The sequence below is a fragment of the Nostoc sp. genome (genome assembly GCF_036918015.1).
Taxonomy (GTDB): Bacteria; Cyanobacteriota; Cyanobacteriia; order Cyanobacteriales; family Nostocaceae; genus Nostoc.
In genome coordinates this window covers 24989-51914 of sequence record NZ_JBALEO010000067.1, presented here as the reverse complement: position 1 = coordinate 51914, position 26926 = coordinate 24989, and the positions used below count along the sequence as shown (strand labels likewise).

Below are 26926 nucleotides of genomic sequence, written 5' to 3'. Positions count from 1 at the left end.
CTCTCTCCTTTTAGGAGAGAGGCTTTGAATCTTACTCCCCAACGCTCGTAGGGAAGGGGTAGGGGGTTAGGTCTATATTGAACTCAACTAAGCAAAATCTAAAATTGTTTGACCTTAATGAATTAATGCTAGTGTTTCCGATTCTCCAAACATTGGCACAAAGTTACGATAAGCTGACAACGCTGCTTCTTTAACCGTTGCATTCACAATTGGAAAGGTAGTGAGGATGTAGCTAAATTCATCTTCGGTTAAGCCGTAAAGGTGTGCTACCATTCCATCGAGTTCTGCACGGAGTTTAGCGCGTTCTGTTTCGTCGGTAACGCCTTGTTGATGGGAACCTAGACCGACTTCTTGCGCAAGTTCGTCAAATTCTGGTGTGGTGCAGATGAGTTTGGCGGCGCGTTGTACAATATCGTTGAAGTTGCGATCGTTTTTTGTTAAACGTGGTACGGGTAGCTGGTAAACATAAAAGAAATTTACATTGGCAGTTACTCTTAGACGTAATAAATAATCTAAAATAAAGCTGTTCCAAACTCCGCAAAGATAAAACATCACATCATAGCTGATTTGACGATTTTCTTCATTATCGTATGTGCGAACAGATTGAAAACTTTCTGAATGAAAGTTTCCAGGAATGATTGTCGAAATCATTGTCCTCGCATTTGTACTACTTGCAATTTTACGAAACCCAAGTCGGTAATCTTGATAGTCAAGCTTTTGTCCTCTATCTTCTTTGCGTCCAAGTACAGCTAATCTTCCCTCTTTCTCCACAATCCAGTACCGGGATTTATCAAACTGATGGTTAAATTGGTGAATCATCTTACCTTCATATAAAGGCAACATTAATTGTTTTAATTCTTTTTTAAACAGATAACTATCATTCGTCATGTGAAATTCACTTTGTAGGCTGATGTTCCAAGTTTCATTGAGTCTTTCACCTAAAAGTGGAGATTTAGATACTTTTTCTGCTATCAATAAATCATATTTATTTGTAAATTCAACTATTCCTAAACTTTCGGGTGAGAGTTGACGCACCATATCAACACTAATCTGCAAGCTATCATCACTAGGAAATCTTTGAAGTTCCTGCACATTATGACGCATAAACGCAGATGGAAATTCTGTTGTTGTACTACCTTTAACAAAAGTAAGGACAACAAACTTAAAACGGCTATCAACTTCTTCAAAAATGGTTTTGCGGTTCTCAAAGCAGAATAAACCAGTAACTTTAGTTTGACTAAACAACATTTCTCGCAATTGCTTAGTCCCCAAATCAGTGTAAATCCCACTAGGAATTACAATTCCACACTCACCGCCTGAACGCAAAAGATTAAAACACTGTTCTGTAAACAGCTTATAGAGATTAATATCCGTACCTGCTTTTTTACCATTCACTACAGAAATCTGATTTTTATACTGTTCAGATGAACGATAATAAGCACTGACATAAGGATATTGACTTTGATATTCTAACCAAGTACTGGCAATTATTGGATTTTGTAATAGTTTATTCTGTTCTTTCTCAAAATCCTTAATATCCATCTTGTTCTTTGTCACCAAATCATTATGCTGTGCAAAGAACTCTTTCGCCTGTGGCTTAAATATTTCCCAAGGCGGATTAGTGATAATCGCATCAAAACCACCGCGTTCTAAAACCTCGTTAAAATGATAACCCCAGTGAAACGGCTTCAAAGCTGCAATATCCTCAACCTCCAAAAACCGCTTCTGTGATTTTCCAGTTAACTGAACTTCTTCATACCTGATACCCAAACGCTTACTAAACTCATCCAACAGCAAAAGATTTAACTTTTCCTGCGATTCTTTGTTGAGTTTTTCAATGTCAGTGCGTAACATCTGCAACCGAGATTTTTGTTCGGTTCCCTCTATTTCGCCAGGAAGTTGTTCTTTTCCAGGAATAAAAGCGTGTTCTTTATACGATTTAACAGATTTATTCTTGTCTTCTAAAATCTTCTTATATTTATCTGCGGCTAAAGACTGTAAGAGATTTCCTTGTAGTGAATTTCCCACCGCATCAAAAGCAGTATCATCTACCTTAATCAATCCAATCAGCGAATTACCCGCCATAATATTAAAATCAATATTAGGCAAAGGCTCTAACTCTTCCACATCATTAGCAGAAGAAACCAAAGCTAAGAAAAGACGCAGTTTAGCAATTTCTGTAGCTTCCTCCATGATATCTATACCATAGAGGTTATCAGAGACAATCCGCTTTTTAATAAAATAAGGTAGTGACGGGTGAGAATTTTCGATATCTTCAAGCTTATTTTTGAGAATACCATCATCCATCAATTTAATTGTTCTAAACACCGCACTGTAAACTTGAATTAGCGTTTTCATCGCCGCCACAAGAAAAGCACCAGAACCGCAAGCTGGGTCAAGAATTGATAAATTAGGAAGAATATCATCCATTAGTAGACGACAAACATTTACATCCAACTTAATCAGAAGTTCATTGATATCCTCAAAAGTCTCATACCGTTTACTAACCATACAAGGTACATCATAGCCCCCTCCTCGCTTGCGGGGAGGGGGTTGGGGGTGGGGTTCTTGTCCCTCAAATGGCTTATACTTATCAGACAGCGAAGTTTAGCAAAGCTTTCAAAAAACAAAGCCTTGAGAAATTCATCATAAAAATGATTTTCACCTTTTTGCTTACTTTGCTTAAGCTTGTTTTGCAGATACTTTAAATCTTCATTATCAATAAAACGCTTACACTGGAGAAAATAAACAAACATCAGGCGATTCAAAATTACCGATGTATACCAACGTCTATCTATCTCATTATCAATTCCTTTAACAAACAGCAAAAACTTCTGGTGTAGCTCTTGAAATTTATTGTAAAACTTCTTAGTTACTGCTTCCACATCGAAACCGCGTTGTAGTTTATAAGCAATTTCTACAACAGTAGGTTCCCCATGTTCTAATTCAGTAATATCAATTACTACAGAACCAAGTTTGCTTAAAAATAAGTCTCCGGGTTGACCTTTCACATATAAATGATCACGAACAAAGGTTTTGCTTCCTTCTCTTTTTACCCAGTACCAAAGACTACGTGTGCGTTCTTCGTTAACGAAAATGAGGAGATTTTCAGCTATTAGTTTAGTAATTTTTTGATGAATAGCAAATCTAACTTTAGCTTCTGGTATGTTCCCATCTGCTGCGTTGACTTCAAAGATTGCAACACCTGAAAATTCAGCAATTTTCTGATATTCATACGTCTTGTTATCAATCTTTAAGGTTTCAGGTTTTTGTCTTGAGGGTTTAGACCAACCTAATTCTTCTATAAATAAATCACTAAATTTGAACTTAGAGAGTAAATCGCGTGTTCGTTGAAAATCGAGTGACATAATTTACCATGCTTGGAAAATAAAAACCAAGCATGGTAAATTTGCCATTCAGAAAATAAATCTGTGGCTTTAAAAATTAAGTCTGCGCTGGCGGACTTTAAGAAACCCTGTTTATAGGAGTTAAATTTTTACCATGCTTTTTATACTTTATAAATCCTTTACATTTAATTAGGCTGAGAAATTATACGTAAAAGTTATCAATTTCTCTAAACGTCGGCTTTATTTATGCAGCCATGATTTTTAATTGTCAAGTATATTTGCTGATTACTTTATCAAAATGGCTAATTGCTTTATAAAAAGGTCTGTTTACTTTCTCAAAACACTGAAATGCTTTCTAAAAAGCAGAGTTTGCTTTCTCAAACTCCAGTTTGCTTACTCATTTCGGTGTTTTCCGCAAGCAAAAGCTGTGTTTGCTTTCTCAAACTCCAGTTTGTTTACTCATTTCGGTGTTTTCCGCAAGCAAAAGCAGAGTTTGCTTTCTCAAACCCCAGTTTGCTTACTCATTTTGGTGTTTTCCGCAAGCAAAAGCTGTGTTTACTTTCTCAAACCCCAGTTTGCTTTCTAATTTCGGTATTTTCCGCAACATAACAAAGACGCGATAAATCGCCGTCTCTACAATAATTAACCCTTTGTAGAGATGGCGATTCATCGCGTCTTCTGCCTTAATTACGAATTAGAAAATAATCCCAGAGAACAAATAATCTGAGGTTCTCGTTTCTCTAGTTCTTCTGTCACAATACACAAACGGTCATCCATCCGTAACGCCACAACTAACTCAGCTAACTGTTGATTATTAATACCACTTCTCAGTTGACGATTAAGACTATCAATGGCTGACTGTCGCAAAGGATAACGGTAAATTTCATCAATTGCTTTTAAAAGTTCTTCGCTAACAAATAGTGTTCCCTTCATTTCTTGAACATAACTTTTCAGTCGTTCATAACTGCGGAACCTTGCACCTGATGGTCGCCCTAATTGACCGCCTGCATTTTTCTCTTCTTCAGCAATTAATTCAGCACCCTTTTTTACTAACTCGTGATGTTGTTTATCTCTCGCTATCGCTGGGGTAGATTCTTCACACGCCGCTACTCGCAGAACCGCTAATTGTGATTGAGTAACACTATTTCCATCGCGGTCAACATAAATTAAAGAATCATTCCCTTCTGTGGTTTTCATATAAAGCAATACCCCCTCTGGTTGCACAGGTTGCGGAGTATGAGCGCGGGTAGAATAAACTACATTTTCCATTTCTTCAATCGTCTTTTTCAAGCCCGGATTACCATCAGTGGCTTTTTTCCAAATTTGAAATGCTTCTGATGTCAAATCAACTTCTGTATCTTCTTCACCATCTAAAACTCCAGATTTCTCGTTGTAGAGGTCGAGAATTACCCGTGCATCATCATCTTCAAAAAAAGCTTCATCAGTTCCCACCACTTCAGCATTTTCTTGCAGTCGTTTACGGAGTCGTCCCCGCAAATTAATAATCCGTTCTACTCCCTCGGCTGGTAAAAAAGAATAACAGAGAATTTTATCAGCATTTTGGCCAATGCGGTCTACTCTTCCCGCACGTTGAATTAAGCGAATAATTGCCCAAGGTAAATCCCAATTGACGATAATTGCACAGTCTTGCAAATTATGACCTTCACTCAAAACATCTGTGGCGATTAAAATACGCAACTCATCTGATGATGAAATTTGCTCTCGTTTTCCATTACTCACAGGGCTAAATCTTCCCGTCATTACTGTCGGGTCTTTAGATTGACCTGTTACTCCAGCGACATTAGTAATACGACTCGACTGCAAATTCTCTGCAAGGTAGCGGACTGTATCGGCAAATTGTGTGAAAATTAATACTTTATCCTTGGGGTGAGTTTCTGTTAAGAGTTTGATTAAAGCAGCCAGCTTTTCATCTTTTTGAGGATTCCATTCACCACACTGTTGGAGTATATTAATCAGCGCTTTGGCATCTTCTAACAAATCTCGCTTCAATTTTTTAATATCAAAAAGTGTAGACCGCAACCACTTAAATCTACGTTGATATCGGGTTGTATATTCTTGATAAATTGATTCTGCTCTTTGACGAAATACTTTTTCTGTTTTAAATGCTTTCTCATCCTCATCTGGAAAACCTCTCTCCAAACCTCTCTCCTGCAAGGAGAGAGGCTTTGAATTCTCCCCCTTCCCTGCTAGGGAAGGGGGCTGGGGGGTTAGGTTCTGCGTTAGTTTTTCTAGATGACTTGAATTGTCAGAATCATCTTCTTCGGTTTCTGTATCAAACAAAGCTGCTGCTACAGAATCAGCATCTTCATCATTATTACTTGTATCTAATAACTCAGCTTCCTGAGTTCCAATGGGAATATCAAGTCCTTGCTCTAAGGCATATAAATAAATGAAATTCCGTAATATATGGCGTTGAATTGATTGGATAAAAGCAACACCACTACTTTCTAAACGTTTAAATAAATTAGTGCGAGAAAAACCCATTAACCTCCTGCCACCACGAAATAAGCTATTAATAAACCGTTGCTCGGTGTCTGTAGGCGGCAGTTTGGGTTTAGCAATAACGTAATTTCCTAGTCCATAACGAGGTAAGTTAAGTTGATTAATTACTTCTACGACTAACTCAGAGTAAAGACGAGCATAAAAGTCACTGCTAGAACCTTCTAAAGGAAATTTGAGACTACGAGGTAGACGCTGAGGAAAATAAGAACGTCTCCCATCAGCAAATTCTAAATATTTCCGCCCGGTTTCATCTGTGTGGGCATAATTATCTTTAATAAAAGAACGAGTGCGTCGCACCATGTAACGCTTCATCAATTCTCGCCAATCATCAGGGTGTTCGCTTTTCTCAAAGGCAGCTAAAGAACGGACAAAGCATTGATGCTTTCTATTAAACTCTAATTCTCCTATAGAACTGCCGCCAAGTTCATTAATTAAAGCTTCTGGTCTTAATCCTAAATCTTGGTCTTCTGGCACAAATAGCCGCAGTTGCGCGGAAAGGTCTAGATAACTTTTATTGTAAGGAGTAGCTGATAATAAAATACATTTACTTTCGTTAGCTGCAATATATTCTGTAATTGCTCGATAACGTTTGCCTTCGCGGTTACGTAAATTGTGACTTTCATCAATTAACACAACTCGATAACGCCGGAGTGTTGGTAATTTATTTTGTACTTGACTAATTGGCATAACTTCGGCAAGTAGTCGATAGTTATCTTTATATTCTTGCCACATTGGCACTAAGTTTTTTGGGCAAATAATTAGTGTTTCTAAAAAACAATCTTCTTGCAAAATCTTGGCGAGGGCGGTTCCAACTAAAGTTTTACCCAAACCGACCACATCACCTACTAATACGCCGCCACGCCTAGTTACATGACGTGCTGCTAGCTGTACGGCGGCTTTTTGGAAGTCAAACAAGTTGTTAAATTCGCGGGGGATGCGGAATTCTGAAAGTCCGGCGATCGCTTCATGGGATAAGTGGTAAGCTATCTTCAGGTAGATGTAGTAAGGTGAGACTAAATCTTGCCTAGCCCAACTCTGATCGATAATTTCCGCTAATTCTTGGGATATATCTACACAACCGTAATCTTGCCAGCGATCGCTAAACCACTTTTGTAGTTTATTACAAGCATCGTGGTCTAAAATATCAACATTCAACTCCCCTTGTTTCGCCAGTCCCGGAAGGGTTAAATTACTACTACCCAAAAATCCCACTGTAGGAGTGTTAGGGTCATGACGATGCACAAGATATAATTTGGCGTGGAGAGAATGGCGCAAAAACAGTTTAATAATTAGTTTCTGAGTTCTTAACTGATGACTTAACCGCCGCAACCCCGCTTCATCTTGATTAGTCGGCGCACCGATAGTCAATTGCTGGCGAAATTCCGCCGCCATACGTTTTTTAAACCGCACGATGCTACTATTGTCAATCCGTCCATCACCATTACTAAGAGAAAATGCTGCGTGAACTTCATCACTGGGCAAGCTTTGCATCCCTATTAGCAAACGACAACAAGCATTTTCACTACCAACATACTGTTCAATTAAATCATCAATTTTTCGCCAACCTCTGAGGTTGAAGTAGCCAACGCAAAAATCTGCCCGATAAGAGATTTTGAGGGTTTCTCGTAAAATGGGTAGCAATGATAAATCAATGTTGTCAAAAATCCGGGGCATTATTTAAAACTCGATAAATATTTCGTACATCTGTTATATAAGTAAAAAATTTTTCCAGCCAGGTAGTAGTCTGTCCCATTAAATATAATGGGTGAAATAATGGGTGAACTCCTTCTTAACTTTTCTTCCTTTGCGCTCTTTGCGTCCTTTGCGGTTCGTTCTTTTATCCCTCAAAATTAATGGGACAGACCACTAGTAGGGGCAATTCATGAATTGCCCCTATCATAAAATCAGCTATTATTTGCGTCTGAAACAAAACAAGGTGGGGAAAGATTTGATGTTCAATCCCCAGACACAGGAAACGATGTAATTATCAAATTATTGCAATTGGTGAAGAGTGAATAGAAATAGCGATCGCTAATATTCTCATAAAAATAACCCCTATAACAGGGGTTATTTTTAGATAATACTGTTGATAAGTAAACTAAACCACAGCAGATGCAGATACTTGCTGCTTAAAGAAAGCTTGCAATACTCTCTCTGCTATTTGATGACTAGTTAAACCTAGTTCTGTCTTAGATTCATTGGGTTCAGCATGATCTACCAAGACATCTGGTACACCGAATCGCTTGACAGGAACAAGAATATCTGCATCTAGTAAAGCTTCCGCGATCGCAGAACCAAAGCCACCCATTACACACCCTTCTTCTAATGTGACAACCCGGCCGATTTTCTTCGCTAAAGGTAAAATCAACTCGGTATCCAACGGCTTAACAAAACGGGCATTAATTACAGTTGCTTCAATGCCATGTTCGCTGAGAATTTCAGCAGCTTGCATTCCTGGATAGACCATTGTGCCATAAGCAACAATTAATACATCATCGCCTGTACGCAGAATCTCGCCTTTGCCGATTTCCAAAGGTTCCCAACCTTCTTCCATCAAGGGAACACCGTAGCCATTGCCACGAGGATAACGCATTGCGATGGGGCCACTGGTATGGTTAACACCAGTTACTATCATGCTTTGCAGTTCTGCTTCGTCTTTGGGGGCCATTATTGCTATGTTGGGAATGCAACGCAGATAGGCAATGTCATACATACCTTGGTGAGTGGGGCCATCAGCACCGACAATTCCTGCCCGATCCAAGCAGAAAAATACTGGCAGGTTTTGGATGCAGACATCGTGAATTATTTGGTCGTAGGCGCGTTGCAGGAAGGTAGAATAAATAACCGCAACGGGGCGCATCCCTTCAGTTGCAAGTCCTGCTGCTAGAGTAATCGCGTGTTGTTCCGCAATACCGACATCTATATATTGATTCGGCAGTTTTGCTTGAAGCTTATCTAAACCTGTCCCTGTTGCCATAGCCGCGGTAATGCCGACAATTTTGGGGTTTTGTTCGGCAAGTTTTACCAGAGTGTGAGAAAAGACTTTGGCATAAGCTGGGGGTTTGGGTTTATTAGAAGGAATGGCTTTGCCAGTTGCGACGTTGAAGGGGCTTTGGGCGTGGTAGCCAACTTGATCTAGTTCGGCAATTTCATAACCTTTGCCTTTTACTGTTGCCACGTGTACCAAGACTGGGCCTATGATCTGATGTGCTTGTTGGAAAGTGGCAATCAATTCTTCGAGATTATGCCCATCCACTGGCCCAATGTAGGTAAAGCCGAGTTCTTCAAAAACTGCACCTACCTTCGGAACAGCCAAGCGCTTCATACCTTCTTTGATGCGTCCGAGTTCGGGTGACAGGGATTCACCCACGAAAGGAATTTGCTTAAACTGTTCCTCAAGATTATCTTTAATAAATTGCACCGGTTGGCTGAGGCGCATTTTGTTGAGATAGCGAGGAATCGCGCCGACGTTGCGAGATATGGACATATCGTTGTCGTTGAGAACAACCAACAGGTTAGTTTTCGGCATGTGTCCGGCATGGTTGATGGCTTCTAAAGCCATACCTCCAGTCAGTGCGCCATCCCCAATCACAGCAACAGCTTTAAATTTTTCCCCTTTCAAGTCTCGCGCTAAAGCCATGCCCAATGCTGCTGAAATACTTGTAGAAGCGTGTCCAGCCCCAAAGTGATCGAACTTGTTTTCACCCCGCTTGAGATAACCTGCAACTCCATCCTTTTGTCTAAGGGTGTGGAAGCGATCGTAACGTCCTGTAAGCAGTTTGTGGGGATAAGCTTGGTGTCCTACATCCCAAATCACTTTATCCCGATCTAAGTCCAGTGTTTGGTAAAGTCCTAGTGTTAATTCGACAACACCCAACCCTGGCCCTAAGTGTCCACCATTAACTGCTACTGTTTGAAGATGCTTATCTCGAATCTGACGGGCAATCTGTTGCAGTTGGCGAACAGATAAACCGTGCAACTGATTAGGATGGGTGATTTCGCTCAGATGCATATTATAAGGTTTTCCTCTCTAACTTCGAGTCTCGGTATTTTGATTTTCCCACGGTCGGGTTGTCCACAGAATCAAACTCTTACATTGTTACTAAGTTGTAGTGGAAAGTATAACTTCTTAATTGTTAATGGCGAAAAGTTTGTTATACATTAACAATTCGTCAAATTAAATTGCAATCAGTTAATGTTATAACACATTTGGCAATAAGTAATGCTACTTAAAAATTGTTTTTAGTCCGTATAGAAAAACAATTTTGTTAGGAGTAGTTTGCGGTAGTTCCCTAAGCATATTACTCAATTTTGCCATCTTAAGTTAGTACAAAAGAAAGTCAAATATTTTATTTATAACTATATATCTAGCATAATTGCTGGTAAATATTTAACAATAGTTGCTTCTCTTGTGCGGTGACAACAGCTAATTTTATCAGCGATCGCAAGTTCCTATAGCTATGAAAATATGTATCTAAAGCTACTCGATTAGTTTATATAAATATCATGTCTGGGTAATTAGTAGATTTTAACTATAATTCCCTGTAGTGAAGCAGAGCTAGCTGTGTTACCCTACCATAATGGTTAAATACCTGTAAATTGCTGTAATAATATTCACATAACCTGAGACTTTTCAAAATTATTCGTAAACAACAATATTTCCGACTTCTTAAAGAAGTCGGAAATTTAAAGCTTTCGATTTTTACAAATCCAATAGGATTGCTATATCTATATCTCTATTTACCAAAAGCATCTTTGATGTTATCAACAGTACGTTCAACAACATTCTTTGTGTTGTCTACTGCTTCTTTAGTCCGAGATGCATCTTCATTTGCTCTCTTCTGAATTGTAGCGGCATCATTCTTGGCTTTGCGCCCAATAAAACTACCATTGTCTGTTGATTGGTCAACTTTACTGGCATTGCTCTTGGCAGCGTCCTTAACTTTATCTGCCGCATCATCAATGAAATTTTTGGTTCGTCCAGCATCTCTACTAGCTTTATCTTGAGCGCGATCGCCTGCGTCTGAGGATGCAATCAAGGTTGCAGCAGGATCGGCCATTGCTGAGGTGTTCGAGAAAAATGCACCTTGCCAAACGAAAGCGATCGCTAACATACAAAACAGCGCAGTGGTCATCCAGCGTTTTACGGTGGAAAGCTGTTTTGCAACATAATTGGATTTCATACAATACAATCTCATGTGATTTAGTATACTATTTCTACTTCATTTAGCTTATTTGCCATATCGATCCCTAGATAGAAGTTTTGGCATCAATAGTTATGAAACGAATTCACTATTTTGATAGATTGAATTTTGAGTAAAGATTATTTTCTGATCGTCAAAGGTGGAATTAAACAGTTTACAGACTTTGGAAATGAGCGATAGAACCCAGGAAAAGTTAGCGATCGCCGTTAATTAACTTGCGATCGCTTCCAGTGGGCGGTTACGCCATCCCAACTGACTTTTTACAATTGGGGCGTTTACGTTCTGATTTTTTCTTCAATCCAACATCTGATGAGTGCTACACCTACTACAAAGCCAATGTTGAGTTTCAATTAGAAATCCCTTGGAAGCGAGGTGCAGAAATCACAGAATTGGAGAAGAATTCAGAAGTCAGAATTCAGGAGTCAGAATCAAGACGCTCGTGACGCTCGTTCGCCCTTGGCGTCTCCCCTTGTGGGGGTGCAAAAACGCCGATTATTCAGACGCTCTCTACGAGACGCTAAAAGCGAACGCGGACTCGCTTGCCGCCGGCGCTATTCGCTTTTTCGGTCAGAAACACATTGCTGTTAGCGGATAGCTAAGGTTTAGCCCATTCTGACTCCTGACTCCTGAATTCTGTTCGATAACATAATATACCTGCTACCTCGTCAACAACTTCCGGCGCAAATTATCCAACGCTGCATTCGCACTCACATGACGAATTAAAGCGCGTCCTCGCACAGTACCAAACTGATACTCAAAACTTGTCACTTCATCCTTTGGCCCGGCTAAACCAATGTAAACTAAACCCACTGGCTTCGTATCTGTCCCTCCGGTTGGGCCAGCAATTCCAGTAATACTTAGTCCCCAAGTTGTTGCAAGGCGGGTTTTGACTCCAACAGCCATTTGCTCTGCAACAGTAGCACTTACCGCCCCAAATTTATCTAAATCTTCCTGGTTAACCCCCAAGAGCCTAACCTTCACCGAATTGTCATAAGAAATTACTCCACCCCAAAAGTAATCAGAACTTCCAGAAATCTCAGTCAACATTTGCCCTAAACCGCCACCTGTGCAAGATTCTGCCACTGAAAGCGTTTCTTTTGATGCCCGCAACAACTGACCGACTACGGAAGCTAGAGTATCATTATTAACGCCGTAAAAATCCAGTCCGGCAATTTCTTTAAGTTGTTTTTCAATGGGCGCAATCAAGGTTTCTGCGGCTGCATCTGAATTTGCTTTTGCAGAAACTCGCAATCTTACTTCCCCTTTACCTGCATAAGGGGCGACTGTGGGATTTGGCAACTTTAAATAGGAAGCAACCTTTTCCGCTAAAGCAGATTCACCAATACCCCAAAACTTTAAACTGCGGCTGTAAATAATTTCTTTACCCCAACCTTGACTTTTGAGAAATGGCACAGCCGTTTCTTCCCACATCGCGTGCATTTCACTGGGAACACCGGGAAAGGTAAAAATCGTGACTTCAGGACGGGGTTGCCAAATGATGCCGGGTGCTGTTCCGGTGGGGTTGGGTAGAATTTCTGCACCTTGGGGAATCAAAGCCTGTTTGCGGTTACTTGGTGACATAACCCGACCACGTTGGGCGAATTTCTGGGTTATGTCTTCGATGATGTCAGAACGTTCTACCAACGGGACTTTAAAAAAATCGGCGATAGTTTCGCAGGTGAGATCGTCTGGTGTTGGGCCGAGTCCACCAGTAAAAATGAGAATTTGCGCTCTGGAAATAGCAATTTCTATAACTTGCTTCAACCGTTCTGGATTATCCCCAACCACTGTTTGATAGTAGTGGGGAATACCTAATTGCGCTAATTGTTGCGCCAAAAATTGAGCATTGCCATTGAGGATATCTCCTAGCAATAGTTCAGTACCAACACAAATAATTTCTGCACTCATTGGAAAAATAGTTAGGAGTTAGAAGTTAAAAGTTAGGAGTTAGAAGTTAGGAGTTATACCAATTTGAAAAAAGAATGCGACAAATAGACCATTTGTAGAGACGCGATTCATCGCGTCTTTACCCAAGGATGTGTTGCAATCATTAATTGAATTGGTATTAGGAGTTCAATATTTAAAACTCATCACTCCTAATTCTTAACTCCTAACTATCATGTCAGGCTAATGCTGGTACAGGAATTTCCAGGTGAGGATATAAGGGGAAGCGATCGCACAATGCCGCTACCCGTTGCCGACAATCTTGGGTTACTACGTCGGAATCTGGAGAAAGTAAGCGATCGCTAATAATATTGGCAATCTCGGTAAATTCTGCTACTCCTAAGCCTCGTGTGGTCATTGCTGGCGAACCTAACCTCAGACCGCTGGTAACAAATGGCGACTGCGGATCAAAGGGAATAGTATTCTTGTTAGCAGTAATATTCACGGTACTGACTAGCTGATCTGCCTGCTTACCAGTTAGACTTACAGAGCGTAAATCTACTAAGATTAAATGATTATCAGTGCCGTTAGATACTAACTTTAAACCACGGTTTTGGAGTTGTTCGGCCAAAGCACGAGCATTTTCAATCACTTGGGCAGAATAAGTTTTAAACTCAGGCTTGAGGGCTTCTCCAAAAGCTACTGCCTTGGCAGCAATAACGTGTTCTAATGGCCCGCCTTGGCTGCCAGGAAAAACAGATTTATCTAGCTTTTTACCTAGTTCTGCGTCGCCAGTCAAGATTAAACCACCTCTAGGGCCGCGTAGAGTTTTATGGGTAGTTGTTGTTACTACGTGACAGTGAGGAATGGGATCGGGATGAAGACCAGTGGCAACTAAACCAGCAATGTGAGCAATATCGGCAAGTAAGTAAGCGCCGATTTCATCAGCAATACTACGGAACTTTTCAAAGTCAATTACACGGGGATAAGCCGAATAACCACAAATCAAGAGCTTAGGACGCTCCCTCAGCGCCAGCTCGCGAATTTGGTCGTAGTCAAGTTGTTCTGTTTGTTGACTGACACCGTAATGACTAACTTGGAACCACTTACCTGAGAAATTGACAGGAGAACCGTGGGTAAGATGTCCCCCATGAGACAAATCCATCCCCATAATTTTGTCCCCTGGTTCCAACAGAGACAGGAACACAGCAAAATTGGCTTGTGCGCCAGAATGAGGTTGCACATTCGCATGAGCAGCCCCAAATATCTGTTTAGCGCGATTGATCGCTAGTTGCTCTATTTTGTCGATAAACTCACAACCGCCATAGTAGCGTTTGCCAGGTAAACCCTCAGCATATTTATTTGTCAGTACCGAACCTTGAGCCGCCAGTACAGCAGCAGACGTAAAGTTTTCACTAGCAATCAACTCCAAGTGATCTCGTTGACGCTGTAGTTCGTCGTTGATTAACCCTGCGATCGCCGGATCGCTGGAAGAAAGAAAGTCTGAATTAGTCCTAGTCACTTGAATTATCCTTATGGAAATTTGTACAACGGCTGATTTTGCTTGGACGCAGCACCTAAATATACAGTCAAGAGCAATAGTTTTTGACTGCTGTACAGAGGCAATTAATCGTCTCCGTACTCTGGAGGTTTATTTGTGCCAACTTATTTATTATTAGACCCAAGCTCGATTAATGCATTAATTATCATAACGTTGCTTTTTGAAATCCTCACCTTTCTGGGTGTTGTGAGGTCGTTAGACAGTATTCTTTATGAACCTATGTTAAATAATGCTTACTGCGTAGGCGTAGCCCGCACTTCGGCTGCGCTCAGTGACCGTCGGAGACATCGCTGTGTGGAATCAACTTCAGAATGATTCGCGAACAACAAGAACCCCAACTTCTTTAATAAGTCGGGGTTCTGCGGGTTGCAATTCTCACAAATCAAAAAATCAAATAGGATTCATATAGCGATTTTGATAGTAAGCCAAAATCTGGTTAACTCGTTGCCGATTTTCTAAGCTAGAGTTTGGTGTCCACGAGAGGCTCAAGCCAGCAACTTGACTTTGATTGTAATCAAACTGTTGGGATGACTGAGGAATTAAATCCACTTCCACCCCTTCGACTTGACGTAAATGAGCTGCTATTTCTCTATAAACAGCTAAAGGCAAACCAGCGAATTCAACTTTTTCCTTAGTCTCCATCTTTATGAAGCTCCCACATTAAAGGTATTTTGGAGGGGCATTGTCACTGAAATAGCATTGCCGGTAGCAGATGCAGCCGACGACGTTGATTTGACAGTCCCTTCCCCTACCATTTTGGCAACTTCAATACCATATTGTTCCAAAATCACGATCGGGTTGTAGCCCTGATTCATTTCAATACGTTTAATCAGTACGCCATTTGCTAATCGCTGTCCCGCCTGTACATACCGACTTGTCGGCTCATCCGGTACTTTGATAATTGCCTGTGGTTCTTTACTAATTAGAACTACACCAGTCACAACCACTGCCCTTGCTAACTCAGGCTGTGCTGGCGGTGGCAATACAGAGACTAAAGTAGGGTTGGAGACAACTTGAGGCAAAACTTTAGGCAACACTGAAGTCAAGGTAGGATTGACTTTTGTAGGATTGACTTTTTTTGGTAGAGAAGAAACGTTATTTTTCTTTGGATTTAAAGCGATGCTGCGTGTTGGAAGTTTTCGTACTGTTAGTGATGCAGTAGGTAGCTTAGGAACCACGGGAACTGGTCTTCCAGATGTTTTAGACATTCCGGGAAAAGTCTGCCCGAAAAGTTGTGCAAAAGGATCGCTTCGAGCTTTTGATACCACAAGTTCCCGTGTCCGCTCTGTAGCATTAGTGGATTGAATCAAGCTAACAGATGCAAGATTAACTTGTGAGACCTGTTTACCCGGTATCACTGGATTCTTAAAGGATTGAGCCGCTGGTGGCGACTTTTTTGCTATTTTGGGAACTGGCACAGGATTGATAGCTTGTGGTGTATCTTCAGAAGCACATCCGGCGATCGCCAAAGTTAGAATAGCTGCAATTGTAATTTTTGAAGTTATGCCCATGAGCCTTTCTCAAAAGCCATTGGAAAATTGAAAAGTGGAAATAAACAATGCCTAGAATTTGGATTAAAGGCAAAGTATGTTCCCTTTATAACCTAATTTTTCACATTTCAAGGGTTATTTTTAGCACTGCATACCCAGTATAAGTGCGGTCTGTTGTTTGTTTGCAGTCAATCTTCTGCCACACCCATAAGCTCTTTCATCAAATCCAGTCCTTTCTTGACTCTACGGGAAACCGTTACTACACTGATGCCCAGATGTTCTGCAACTTGTTTTTGGGTCAAATCTTGCAAAAACACACATTCCAACACGTCGCGGGTGCGTTTTTCTAGCTGAACCAACGCTTGTTGTAAGCGAAGTTGGTCTTCTTGTGCCAGTTGAAAGCTGCGATAGTGAGGATCTGGAACCAATTCTCCCAAGCAGGTAGAACCTTCTTCTCCATCTTGGATTGGCACATCAAGACTCAAGGGAGCGCGATTGACCCATGCTAATTTAATTTCTTGCCATTCGTTTGGAGAAATTTCCAGTGCTGCTGCTAATTCCGAGTCGGTTGGTTGACGATTGTGTTTTTCACGCCAAGAACGTGATACTCCTATTGCTTGCTGTTGGAGCGCTAACCATCTCCGAGGAATTCGCACGGTGACACCTTTATCTCGGAGATAATGTTGAATTTCACCCCGAATATAGGGAAGAGCGTAGGAACTGAAGGCATGTCCCTTGGAAATTTCAAATCTTTCAATAGCTCTGATTAAACCCAAACATCCAACTTGGAGCAAATCATCGTAGGTTTCATGACATTGATTTGTCCAGTAGTGAGCTTCTTTTCTCACAAGTCCAAAATTGAGTTTTACCAGTTGATTGCGGATGTTTTCTGACGGAGATTGCTGATATTCTCGCAACAACTGCCAAATTTCGTGCTTTAGTTCATTGGTGACTGTGGTAGGCATAGCACCGGGTTTATTGAGCAAATAAAGAATCAATTATTCGCTTTTAAATTAAGCTGCGATCGCACGATATCAAATGAAATATTGCGCTATATTTCCTAGCAAATACTATGGTAGATAATAAAGACTTTCTATTAAAATTCCATAGGTTACTTGACAATCGAGCAAAATTTAAATGGGCGAAATCGTTATTTAGTTGGTTATTTATCTTTGGTATGACCTGTAGCTTTTTTAGAACCACATAGAAATAAAATATAAAATTAATCACTAAATATCAAACCGAGATTGTACTTAACTTGAATTAATTAATGATGAAGTTAATTTAGAGAAACGAAACAACAGTAGTCGAGCCTTTGTTTGACAAGCAAAAGTTGTATTTACAGTAAAATTACGTATTCATTCCCCTAAAAATTATCCAATAGTTAAAAATTACTAATAATTTAAAAAAATCTTATGTATATTTACGCAAGCCAATAAAAAAAGGGCGTCTCACCCTTTTTTGTACTTAAGTCTATGGTGTTTTAATGAAAGGGAAAAAGTTAAAGGGATGAATCAAGTCACCCATAAGACTGAGGGATAATAATTTTCCCAATTATCAGGGCTATTTTGCCCCCAGTTTTACTCAGATTTAACTTTTTCTCATTTTTGTAAAAAATTTATCCACCCTCTTTTTTAAAGAGGGTGGATAGTTTAACTTTTGCGATCAAGTCTGATACTTACAGAATTGTCGTTTTGAGTGTCAGTCAGTTGCCTTACTTTCGAGGATTTAACCACGAGTCGATTCAACCCGTCCATAAAATAGACCACGAATCTTGACTTCTTTAGGTTCGCCAGCACCTAAATCTGTATCAGATGGCTGTTCACTCTCGAAAGTGCCAGCAATTTCACCGCTAGAACTGTCTATTTTAGCGATTTGCAGAGAAATCTTGCCATTGAGATTTTCAGCACGCTTGACGTTAGTGCGGGTAAGTTCTTCATCATCTGCTTGGGCGGGGAGAGCTACGGCATTATCGTAGCCACTGACTACACCACGACCTTTGGGATCTAGGAAGGCAGCACCACGATAGGAAGGAACTTTAAAGCTGCCTTCAAAGTCCGTGGAGGTGTTAATACTAGTCAAGCTGGGTTGGCTTTGAGCAACCAAATTTTTGATGGTGAAGAGGAAAGGTACTCGTTCACCACCAGGAAGTTGCACAGTGATGGCTTGGAAGTCAAGACCATCAGTTTCCGTAAAAGTCAGGCTATTATCTGCGTTGACTTTCAGATTACCTTGTACCTGGTCAATGGTGGAAGTGTATCTGGTCAACAATTTGCCAGCAACAAATTCTGCTTCTTGCCGTTTATTAGCAGGTTCTTCTTTAATGAAGAAGCTAGTTGGTTCCAAGCAAAGTTCTTTGATGGTATAAGACTGGCTAGAATCAATGGGAAGGGAACCACGGCTTGTTTCTGCTAGTTGGGGGCATTTGTTAGCCAAGCCAGTGCCGCGAATTTGATCGTAAGTCAGTACATCTCTACCACTACTGCTAGCAGGAGCATCACTACAAGCGGTTATTAGCCCCAGGCACAAAGCCAAGAATGCAACAATTAAAGCGCGATACCTCATGGTCAACCTCAATCTCAAAAATTAATATCTAAGTTGTAAAACTGCATCGAAGCTTTTATCTCTAATGAGAAGCCGCTACTCTGCGAAAAGCTACCTTTGTTTGAACACGGCTTTGCTCTGATTAAGAGAGTTGAAGCAAGTGTTCGGGTGTCTAGTTATCAGACGCTGCTCAAACTTTTCTCTGCTAAACGTAGTTAAACGTGTCGCTATCTTGAGCTTGGGGTGTAGACCCCAGACTAAGTAGCACACTGCATCCATTTTGGATGTGTGTCACTAGGGGAGCAAAAAACCAGCAGTTTTACTGTTGGTGGCATTTGTTTAGAGTTGGGCGAGTGTATGAGTAAGCCTCACACAGAGAAGCATAAATGCTTGTGCCTTGAAAAATGCGAACAGTGGTTTCTGCTTCGCACTTTGCTTTTGCCGATCGCAAAAGCGGCGTCGCCCAAGTCTTTTTGTATCATGTATGTGACGCCACTACATACAGCCCATTGTTAGATGGGTAAATCAGCCAGATCATACGATTTTTTTTAACTCAAAATCAAAGTTCTCAAAATCCAAGAAAGTCTCGTCCCGATCGCATCTAGCTTCTGTAAAGCCTATGCTAAAGGTTACTACGCTCTTTTTGGAGCGATCGCAATTGCTTTTGATAAAGATACAAATCTAGTTATATTCACCGCTAACTAGGGCAAGTGAGGAGATGGGATAACAGGGAGACAACTGACAAACTAGGGAAAATTAAAAATCTCCGGTAAATTTGAGTTGACCTCATTTATACGGAAAAGGTGGCATGAACGATCACAAAAATATTGAATCAGAGAAGTTGTCTGGTAAACTGCAAGCGATCGCAACTGTGGTGTATGATGCCGCTACAGCTTGTGAAGGCGATACTGTAGCTCTTTTAGCTTTGCTGCGGCAATTAGAGCAGTTACACCGAGAGATCCGGGATGGGGTTTTCCAAGAGAGTTTACCTGTTAACCGTCGCCAACTTTACTCACTGCTGAAAGATATTGAGTCTGAGGGAGGCTGGCCCTATATTGAGCGGATGAGGCTACAAGCCTTTTTAGCGAATTTGCCACAAGAGGCTCCCGAAGAAAATAGCCATGAACTTTTGGAGAGCGATCGCTCCTTTGGCTGATTAGCTAGAAATAAATTTCGAGTTCTGAATTAATAACTCCGATCGCCTCATCAACCGCTAAACCAAGAGCGGTTGCTCATTGAGGCTTCAACCTAATTTATAATTCGTAATTAAAAAGGGTTTGTGCGGGTTATCCCATCACAAAGAAGGCGATCGCGCTCTTCAAGATTGTGGTTGTGCTTAAGGTAATCACCCACCCAATCGCAACCACGAACAAGCAGATCGTCAAGATGTAAATTCCACAGAATTATCGTGTTGTCATCACTAGCTGATGCTAGTGTTTGACCATCTGGGCTAAAACTGACACTTAATACCGGAGCGCGATGCCCATTGAGACTTTTAATTAATTTGCCATCACGGCTCCAGAGTTTCACTGTACTGTCCCAACTAGCGGCGGCGAGTAATTCACCATTGGGGCTGAAAGTCACGGCATTGACGCTATCACTGTACCCCTTTAATAAAGTTTTTAACAACGTCCCATCCCGTCGCCACAGTTTCACGGTGTTATCCCAGCTAGCAGAAGCCAGCAACTCGTCAGTGGGACTAAAGCTGACACCCAATACCCAGCTATCATGAGGCGAGAAAGTTTTGAGCAAAGTACCATCCCGCCGCCAAAGTTTCACAGTTTGATCGTCACTGGCAGAGGCTAAAACCTGACCATCAGGGCTGAAATTGACGCTATTTACCCAACCCTGATGTCCCACTAAGGTTTTGAGCAACTTGCCCTCACGGTTCCAAAGTTTCACTGTTTTATCTTTGCTAGCTGATGCTAAAAACTGACCATCAGGGCTGAAATTGACGCTCATGACACTATCGCTATGTCCGTGGAGAGTCATGATTAAAGTACCGTCAAGCCGCCAAAGTTTCACAGTTTTGTCATAACTTCCTGAAGCCAGCATTTCACCTTTTGGGTCAAAACTGACACTAGGAACTTTATTTGTGTGTCCCACCAAAGTTTTGTAAAGTCGAGTTTTGATCTCGCCACTACTGGTGTATCGCTGCCAAAGTTTGACAGTGCGATCGCTACTACCAGAAGCTAGCATCTGACCGTCAGGACTCCAAGCAACGCTCAAAACTCGATCTCGATGCCCTTGAAGCATAGACGGTCTTGGAGCATCTAAACTCCATAGTTTCACGCTTTTGTCGAAACTTCCTGAAGCTAACAATTTGTTTTTTGGACTGAAAGCGATGCTAACGACAGCATCACTGTGTCCTTTGAAGGTTTTGAGTAAATTACCAGTGATACTCCAGAGGTTTATGGTATTGTCTTCGCCTGCGGAAGCTAACTTTTTACTATCCGAACTAAAGCTCAAACTCCACACCGTACCGTTATGCTGCCGTAAAGTTTTGTAAGGAAAAAAGTCAAAACCCTCTTTAGTGTTGCTACTCTCCCACCGCCAAAGTTTCACTGTCTGATCTCGACCTGCTGACGCTAGGAATTTACCGTCTGGGCTGAAAATAGACACAATCACGCCTTGCTTATGTCCCTGCAAAGTTGTAACGAGGCTACCGTCCCGCCGCCAGATTTTCACTGTTTTGTCATCGCTAGCTGAGGCGATGAATTGACCATCAGGACTGAAGTTTACCCAGTTAACCCACCCTTGATGTCCTCTCAGTATTTTTACTAAACTACCGTCTTTGCGCCAGAGTTTTATGGTTTTATCCTTACTGCCAGTAACTAATAACTCACCATCAGGACTAAAATCGACGCTATAAACCCAATCTTCATGTCCTCTCAGGATTTTATATGGTTTGGGGTCAAATTCACCTGTAACCGAGTTTTTGCGCCAAATTCTCACTGTTTTGTCGAGGCTAGCGGAGGCTAGGGTTTGACCATCAGGGCTAAAACTTACACAGGTAACAGCATCAGTGTGACCTTTGAGGGTTTGGAGTAAAGTACCGTCAGGATGCCAAAGTTTCACTGTCTGATCTCGGCTACCTGATGCTATCAACTGACCATCTGGGCTGAAAGTTACTCCCCAGACAATATCAGTGTGCCCTTCCAGGCGGTTAACCTCAGTTACCCCATAAACTGCTTGTTGCAAGGCTGTTACCACCCGCATTCGGGTATCTGGCTGAACTCCATCTGCTTGTTTAAGTCCTCTCCAAGCCCGCAAACTTTCTAAGAGGGCATCAAATTCTTTATTAGATGCAAACAGAGCTTCGCTAGCAGCAGTGATCGCACTAATTCGCAAGTTGGTTTCACTACGTTCAGCTCGTAGAGTTTGGCGGACTGCTGCTCTTTTTTGTAAGTCGGCTTGCCACCATAACGCTGCTATTGTTCCCCCCATAATTGCTAGGATTACACCTGCTATCCGCGCTTCCCGCAGTCGTCGTTGCAATACCAAATTTAGTTGCTTTTGACTAAGTTGTTGGGCTGCTTCCGCTCTAGTTTTTTCAAGTTTGATTTTTTCTAATTCGGCGAGCATACCATAGTTGTTCTTTTGGCGAATTGGTTCAACTAAATAATCGTGAACCAACTGGTAGCGATCGCCTAACTCTTCTCTAACTCGCAATACCAAGCCTGAACCCACCAATATTTCTAAAATCAGTTCTCCAACTTTGTCAAAGCTTGATATCGTATCTATATCATAATTATTAACTAATGCGGCCGCTAAATCAGCTTTAGTTTTTAAAGGTCGCGTCCCCTTTTCATCTGTTAACTCAAATAATAATTTCCAACTTAACTCTTCGTTCTCTTGACCACAGTCTTTGATAACTTCCCCTAACCAGCGTTCCACCAATTTTGCCGAGCCACCACAAAGCTTATATTCCGCAAGTGTCGTAATGTTTTCTATTTGTAGTTGAGCACCGACTATTTGTAATTCAATTGGATGTACTTCGTCTAGTTCTCCTGTCAAATCCTGGACTAATCGGTTAATTAATTCCTCACTTAGTTCATAATGTGAACGTTGAGTAAGACTGTGAATTATAGCTTTAGCATCTCGGCTAGAGAATTTTCCTAAATAGTAGCGAATATCTTTATCAAGAATATTTTTATTAATTACTCCTAAATCATATAAGCCAGTACTATTTTTCTGACTCAAACGTTCAAACTCTAATAAATGATGTAAGTAATCTTCTCGTAATGAAAGAATAATTTTTACATAAGAAATATTTAAACATTCACTAAAAAATTTATAGAATTCTATTCTTTGTGTAGGAGGATTACTAATAAAGAAAAATTCTTCAAACTGGTCTAATATGATAACTATTGTATAATTGCGTTCAGATGCTAGCCGAATTCTTTCTAGTATTATGGTGGGTGTAGAGTCAATATTAACCGATATTCCTGTGTATGCTAATGCTTGGTTAATACTGCTGCTCAAGATTGTTATCCAATCAGTATAAACAGACAAAACAATCGGTATAGGAATGCGTTCACCGATAACTTTACCCTTGAGTGCTGGGACTAAACCAGCTTTGAGAATTGAACTTTTACCTACACCAGATGGGCCATAAATAACTGTGAGTTTGTAGTCAGCGCGGGCAATTCTTTCAATTAAACGATTTACATCTTGTTGCCGTCCAGAAGCAGATATTTCTTGAGCAATTTCTTCAGGAATAAACGGTATTTTGTGAGGTTCTAGTACTGGGTTAATTCTAGGGCGTTGTGGCTGTAATTGACTTGCCCCGATAAAGGCACGAAAGCCATACTGATGTTCTATTTTAATTTTTTCTTGCTTCAGCTTAAAGGCTTCTGTATAGTTATGACACTCAAAAAAGTAAAGCGATCGCAGTTCCTCTAAAATCTCTAAGTACAGTAATGGCTGATGTTGTAGCTCACAAACTACCCTCGCCCATTCCAAGTTATTGATAGCTTCCTCGCACTCACCCAAATGCCGTTGTGTGCGTGCTAGCAAGAGAAGATACCAACTTTCTTGTCGTCGTCTTCGCAAAGCGTCTCGCAAAGAAACTTGTGTTACTTCTTCGGAGATAGAAAGCGCTGTATTTGCTAATTCATGAGCCAGTACCCAATTCGATTCTGAAGCCGCCACATTTGCCAAAAAACCATAATTTTGAGCAACTTGTGCGGGAGTTCCATAAGTTTTATGTAGGTGTAATGACTTTTGAGCTAATTCTTTTAATTCATCCCAGTTTTGTAAGCGTTGCAGCATTTCACAAGCAGGCAAAATGAATTTAGCAACTAAGTCTTCTCTTTGTACCTCCTCCAATAGCTCCAAGCATTGTTTAAACCACGACAGAGCATGTTCGCAATAGCTACTAGTATTCTGGTATAAGTCTGCCATTCGGTGATAACAAAGCCCCAGGTGGAATAGTACTATTGCTTGCTTGAGTAAAGATGAGGGGGACATAGGTTGATGACATGAGAGAGGCAAAGAAGAATTACTCTCCCACTCTGCTACTCTCCTTGCTTCCTGCTGCCATAATGCAAGGCTTCTCTGATAATTGGCTAACGCACCATTAATTTGATCGTTGGCGTATTTATCTCGCCCCAACACAAATTCTAAACTAGCTTCTAATCCTGGTGTTAATTTAATGCCATACAGGCGTAGTAAATCATTACGTGCTGATTCTATTTCGTGGCGGTGTTGCGACTTAGGATCTAAATCTAGAAAGGCGTTAGATAAAAATGTTTCAGCACCTGCTTCTAAAACTTTGGCAAATAGAGATTCTTCCTCTTGAGAGATCAAAGCAATTAAATCTGCTTTGGCCATTTCAAATTTAATAGTGGTTGCAGCCCAGCTTTTGAAATCAGGCGCTAATCTTGAAAGCAATGATGCTACTTCATCCTGTAGCCACAACACCACTGGAAATGGAAAAGTCGCAGCATAGATATCTCGTGCTTGGTTGATACCTGTAAGTAAGTTTTCTAGGTCGGTAGTTGACTCAATACCGAAAACCATCACAGCAGACGGTAAAGAGTCTGTAAGGACGGCAGGATTATCTAAATATAGTTCTGAGATTATTGTGCTGTGTAAAGAAGTAGTTGATGGATTGAGAACGATTTCTCTGATATTAATTTCTTTGGTGTTCGAGCGAATATTCTCTAACATTTGCTCGCGTAATCGCCCATAGTTGCATCGAACTAAAATCAGAGCAAATTGACCTTCGGAAAGTGCGATCGCTCTAATCAGTCTTTGCAAAGTATGCTGATTTTCTTTGGTGTAGACACGTAGCTGTTTGTCATTACTCATTGGATATGGGGCATTAGGTATTGGATATGGGGCATTGGTCATTAGTTCACCAACGAATGACCAATAACAAATGACAATTGACTGTTACTTGTTTTGTTGCCAAGCCAAAACTTTTTCTGTTTCTGCCAAAGCTGGACTGATGCCAAACCAGCGCCCCACAGGATCGCGATATTCAAACAGATACATACTTCTTAGTAAGCTCTGATAGTCAGACTCACCTTTAACTCTCTGCTGCTGTACTACTTCAAACAATAATTCCCACTGGGACTCATCAATAGCTAATAGCAGATCGTCACGGTAATCCTTAATCACGGCTTCTAAGCAGTCCCTAGAAAAAGGCGGATCTTGTCGTTGCAGGCAGCTATAAAGTAAGCCCAATAAGTTACGAATGTGACCACCACTAACGCGACATAGACGATCCAAGGTTTGGGAGCGATCGAATAATTCTGTAATTAATAAAAGTCTGCTATTCAAAGGAACTTCTGGAAAAGCTCTAGCTAGAACTAACTGGCGTACTAGTGACATTCCTGGTTCGTAGTCACTGCCATCTCTTTGCCGCACTAATACCATCGGCAGTACTTTTGGTGCAATCCCTCCCCCCAGACGATTTTTCAGCGTCTCATACTCATTGGAGAAAATTAATGTTAGGGGAATTGTGTAAACTAGGTGGCATTTAAGTCGGCGTAACTGTTCGCCTCGGTCAATGAAGAGATATTCTGGTTGCGATCGCCCGGATGCTAAGGGACGCATATCCACTCGATCCAAATTATCTACAATCACTACCAGTCCTTTTTGACCCCTTAGCTTTAGCTGTTCAACAGCCTTTTCTAAAATCTCTTCGTTAATCGCTTGCAAAATACTATTGGTTCGCGGTTCCAAATATTGTCTTAGTTGATTCCGCATCTGGGTGCTATCTTTGGTTTTGGCGGTAATTTTGGCAATACCCAAGGACAGCTCTGCTTGTCCAGAAAGCTCTATGGGGCTTTGCAAAAAATCGCCTACTTCTTTAAATAAATTGGTAAAGTAACCAGGTTTGAGTTTGATGCTAATACTTTCTAAACTGGCACTGACTTGACGGGCTACACTCAGCAAAATATCGGTGATATCAATATCCGCCATGTCTAAGTCTTGACTGGACTCAAAATAAACCACATGGAATCCTGCCAATTCTAGTTCTGTCTTGAGGCGCTGCAATTCCGTTGACTTACCGCAGCCAATATGACCCGTAAATAACTGACAGGTTGGCTCATCAGGAGAAATCCGAACGATAGTCCGTTGCAATTCTTCGACAATCTTGCAACCACGTACATCAGCAAAATCTATGTAATACTGCCGATCTAGTACGTTACTTATATTTAGCGTGTAGCTAGGGTTACATGCTTTATAAAAACGTGACAAATTTAATGTCGTTTTCATGTATGTAGAGGTTTATGTAGATGCAGTTTAGTTTGAATTTTTTATACAATTAATCCCTATCTAGGATGTAGATACAGGATTGACTCACAAGGTGGCAGTGTCTTGCAAAAGACAGCACTTTTTTCCAGATTACTGTCAGTAATATGGTAGAGATTTAATTGATCCTAATAGCGAATGGCACTAAGATAATGCAAACCCATTATCTACAAAGCTTTTGGGTGTGGGGTGTAGGGTGTGGGGTATAGTGACGAATAACTTTATTTATGTTCGCACTTATTTTTACTTTTCTTGATTTTTTCAGAACCTACACCCTATCCCCTATATCTATACCTGGCAAGGGTTTCATCTTTGATTCGTGCCATTCGACCCGTCAGGTCTTAAGCATATCTGTCCTTTTTACACCTGCTATTGAGGTTTTGACAATCTCTCCCTTCTGTTTGACCTGCCACAAAATTATATGGCTGAGGGAGTAAGTAAAAAAAGCTACAATTTTTCATTGTTCTCAGTTTAGATAGCTGATGAGTCTGACTGGTATGAATTATAGCAATGTATACAGAGATCCAGGAATACTTGTGTATCATTTCACATTCTATTTGTCAAGAAAGCAAAATCCCACATCTCTCAATTAATATTTTGTAATCT

At 40.9% G+C, this 26926-nt stretch carries 16 protein-coding genes; 2 read left to right on the top strand and 14 right to left on the bottom strand.

What is annotated here, in order from left to right; translation table 11 throughout:
• Positions 1–114: 114 nt before the first annotated feature.
• From V7K61_RS16570 to V7K61_RS16545, 6 genes are all read right to left on the bottom strand, one after another.
• A complete protein-coding gene (locus V7K61_RS16570) occupies positions 115–2511 on the bottom strand; it encodes an Eco57I restriction-modification methylase domain-containing protein (RefSeq protein ID WP_335054720.1) in 2397 nt (798 codons plus the stop codon).
• Positions 2463–3368 (bottom strand): hypothetical protein, encoded by a 906-nt coding sequence (locus tag V7K61_RS16565; RefSeq protein WP_335054718.1) that lies wholly within the window; start codon positions 3366–3368, stop codon positions 2463–2465. The genes V7K61_RS16570 and V7K61_RS16565 overlap by 49 nt, the downstream gene beginning before the upstream one ends.
• Before the next feature lie 496 nt (positions 3369–3864).
• Positions 3865–4017 (bottom strand): hypothetical protein, encoded by a 153-nt coding sequence (locus tag V7K61_RS16560; RefSeq protein ID WP_335054716.1) that lies wholly within the window; start codon positions 4015–4017, stop codon positions 3865–3867.
• 17 nt (positions 4018–4034) lie between these two features.
• Positions 4035–7544: a helicase-related protein gene (locus tag V7K61_RS16555; protein WP_335054714.1), complete on the bottom strand. Its 3510-nt coding sequence runs from the start codon at positions 7542–7544 to the stop codon at positions 4035–4037.
• Positions 7545–7968: 424 nt separating this feature from the next.
• A complete protein-coding gene (dxs, locus tag V7K61_RS16550) occupies positions 7969–9882 on the bottom strand; it encodes a 1-deoxy-D-xylulose-5-phosphate synthase (protein ID WP_335054712.1) in 1914 nt (637 codons plus the stop codon).
• Between the two features lie 724 nt (positions 9883–10606).
• Positions 10607–11053, bottom strand: coding sequence for a hypothetical protein (locus tag V7K61_RS16545; protein WP_335054710.1), 447 nt, complete (start codon positions 11051–11053; stop codon positions 10607–10609).
• 236 nt (positions 11054–11289) lie between these two features.
• On the opposite strand from V7K61_RS16545, the gene V7K61_RS16540 reads away from it, so the two are divergent.
• The gene (locus V7K61_RS16540) at positions 11290–11517 is read left to right on the top strand and encodes a hypothetical protein (protein WP_335054708.1); all 228 of its coding nucleotides are present in this window, start codon (positions 11290–11292) and stop codon (positions 11515–11517) included.
• 214 nt (positions 11518–11731) lie between these two features.
• On the opposite strand, the gene V7K61_RS16535 is transcribed toward V7K61_RS16540, so the two are convergent.
• The 6 genes from V7K61_RS16535 to V7K61_RS16510 form a co-directional block, all read right to left on the bottom strand.
• Positions 11732–12982, bottom strand: coding sequence for a competence/damage-inducible protein A (locus tag V7K61_RS16535; protein ID WP_335054706.1), 1251 nt, complete (start codon positions 12980–12982; stop codon positions 11732–11734).
• Positions 12983–13196: 214 nt separating this feature from the next.
• The gene (gene glyA / locus V7K61_RS16530) at positions 13197–14480 is read right to left on the bottom strand and encodes a serine hydroxymethyltransferase (protein ID WP_335054704.1); all 1284 of its coding nucleotides are present in this window, start codon (positions 14478–14480) and stop codon (positions 13197–13199) included.
• A gap of 429 nt (positions 14481–14909) precedes the next feature.
• Entirely contained in the window at positions 14910–15161 is a 252-nt protein-coding gene (locus V7K61_RS16525; protein ID WP_335054702.1) for a hypothetical protein, read from the bottom strand.
• 2 nt (positions 15162–15163) lie between these two features.
• The gene (locus V7K61_RS16520) at positions 15164–16030 is read right to left on the bottom strand and encodes a hypothetical protein (protein ID WP_335054700.1); all 867 of its coding nucleotides are present in this window, start codon (positions 16028–16030) and stop codon (positions 15164–15166) included.
• A 167-nt stretch (positions 16031–16197) separates the two neighbouring features.
• Positions 16198–16974: an RNA polymerase sigma factor SigF gene (locus V7K61_RS16515; RefSeq protein ID WP_292729987.1), complete on the bottom strand. Its 777-nt coding sequence runs from the start codon at positions 16972–16974 to the stop codon at positions 16198–16200.
• A 763-nt stretch (positions 16975–17737) separates the two neighbouring features.
• Positions 17738–18574 carry a photosystem II manganese-stabilizing polypeptide gene (locus V7K61_RS16510; protein WP_334721044.1) on the bottom strand — a complete coding sequence of 279 codons (837 nt, stop codon included), beginning with the start codon at positions 18572–18574 and terminating at the stop codon, positions 17738–17740.
• A 787-nt stretch (positions 18575–19361) separates the two neighbouring features.
• Here V7K61_RS16510 and V7K61_RS16505 point away from each other — a divergent pair.
• Positions 19362–19709: a hypothetical protein gene (locus V7K61_RS16505; RefSeq protein ID WP_335054698.1), complete on the top strand. Its 348-nt coding sequence runs from the start codon at positions 19362–19364 to the stop codon at positions 19707–19709.
• A 110-nt stretch (positions 19710–19819) separates the two neighbouring features.
• Here the strand turns inward: V7K61_RS16505 and V7K61_RS16500 are convergent, their stop codons facing one another.
• On the bottom strand, positions 19820–24868 hold the full coding sequence (locus tag V7K61_RS16500) for an nSTAND1 domain-containing NTPase (RefSeq protein ID WP_335054756.1): 5049 nt from the start codon (positions 24866–24868) through the stop codon (positions 19820–19822).
• A gap of 84 nt (positions 24869–24952) precedes the next feature.
• Positions 24953–26284, bottom strand: a complete 1332-nt coding sequence (locus tag V7K61_RS16495) for a P-loop NTPase fold protein (RefSeq protein ID WP_335054696.1) — start codon at positions 26282–26284, stop codon at positions 24953–24955.
• Positions 26285–26926 lie beyond the last annotated feature (642 nt).

Coding starts and splice junctions, on each gene's coding strand:
- V7K61_RS16560 (WP_335054716.1), bottom strand. CDS start 4,017: ATGAATCGCCATCTCTACAAAGGGTTAATTATTGTAGAGACGGCGATT.
- V7K61_RS16510 (WP_334721044.1), bottom strand. CDS start 18,574: ATGAGGTATCGCGCTTTAATTGTTGCATTCTTGGCTTTGTGCCTGGGG.
- V7K61_RS16520 (WP_335054700.1), bottom strand. CDS start 16,030: ATGGGCATAACTTCAAAAATTACAATTGCAGCTATTCTAACTTTGGCG.
- V7K61_RS16500 (WP_335054756.1), bottom strand. CDS start 24,868: ATGAGTAATGACAAACAGCTACGTGTCTACACCAAAGAAAATCAGCAT.
- V7K61_RS16495 (WP_335054696.1), bottom strand. CDS start 26,284: ATGAAAACGACATTAAATTTGTCACGTTTTTATAAAGCATGTAACCCT.
- V7K61_RS16535 (WP_335054706.1), bottom strand. CDS start 12,982: ATGAGTGCAGAAATTATTTGTGTTGGTACTGAACTATTGCTAGGAGAT.
- V7K61_RS16545 (WP_335054710.1), bottom strand. CDS start 11,053: ATGAAATCCAATTATGTTGCAAAACAGCTTTCCACCGTAAAACGCTGG.
- V7K61_RS16565 (WP_335054718.1), bottom strand. CDS start 3,368: ATGTCACTCGATTTTCAACGAACACGCGATTTACTCTCTAAGTTCAAA.
- dxs (WP_335054712.1), bottom strand. CDS start 9,882: ATGCATCTGAGCGAAATCACCCATCCTAATCAGTTGCACGGTTTATCT.
- V7K61_RS16525 (WP_335054702.1), bottom strand. CDS start 15,161: ATGGAGACTAAGGAAAAAGTTGAATTCGCTGGTTTGCCTTTAGCTGTT.
- V7K61_RS16505 (WP_335054698.1), top strand. CDS start 19,362: ATGAACGATCACAAAAATATTGAATCAGAGAAGTTGTCTGGTAAACTG.
- V7K61_RS16515 (WP_292729987.1), bottom strand. CDS start 16,974: ATGCCTACCACAGTCACCAATGAACTAAAGCACGAAATTTGGCAGTTG.
- V7K61_RS16555 (WP_335054714.1), bottom strand. CDS start 7,544: ATGCCCCGGATTTTTGACAACATTGATTTATCATTGCTACCCATTTTA.
- V7K61_RS16570 (WP_335054720.1), bottom strand. CDS start 2,511: ATGGTTAGTAAACGGTATGAGACTTTTGAGGATATCAATGAACTTCTG.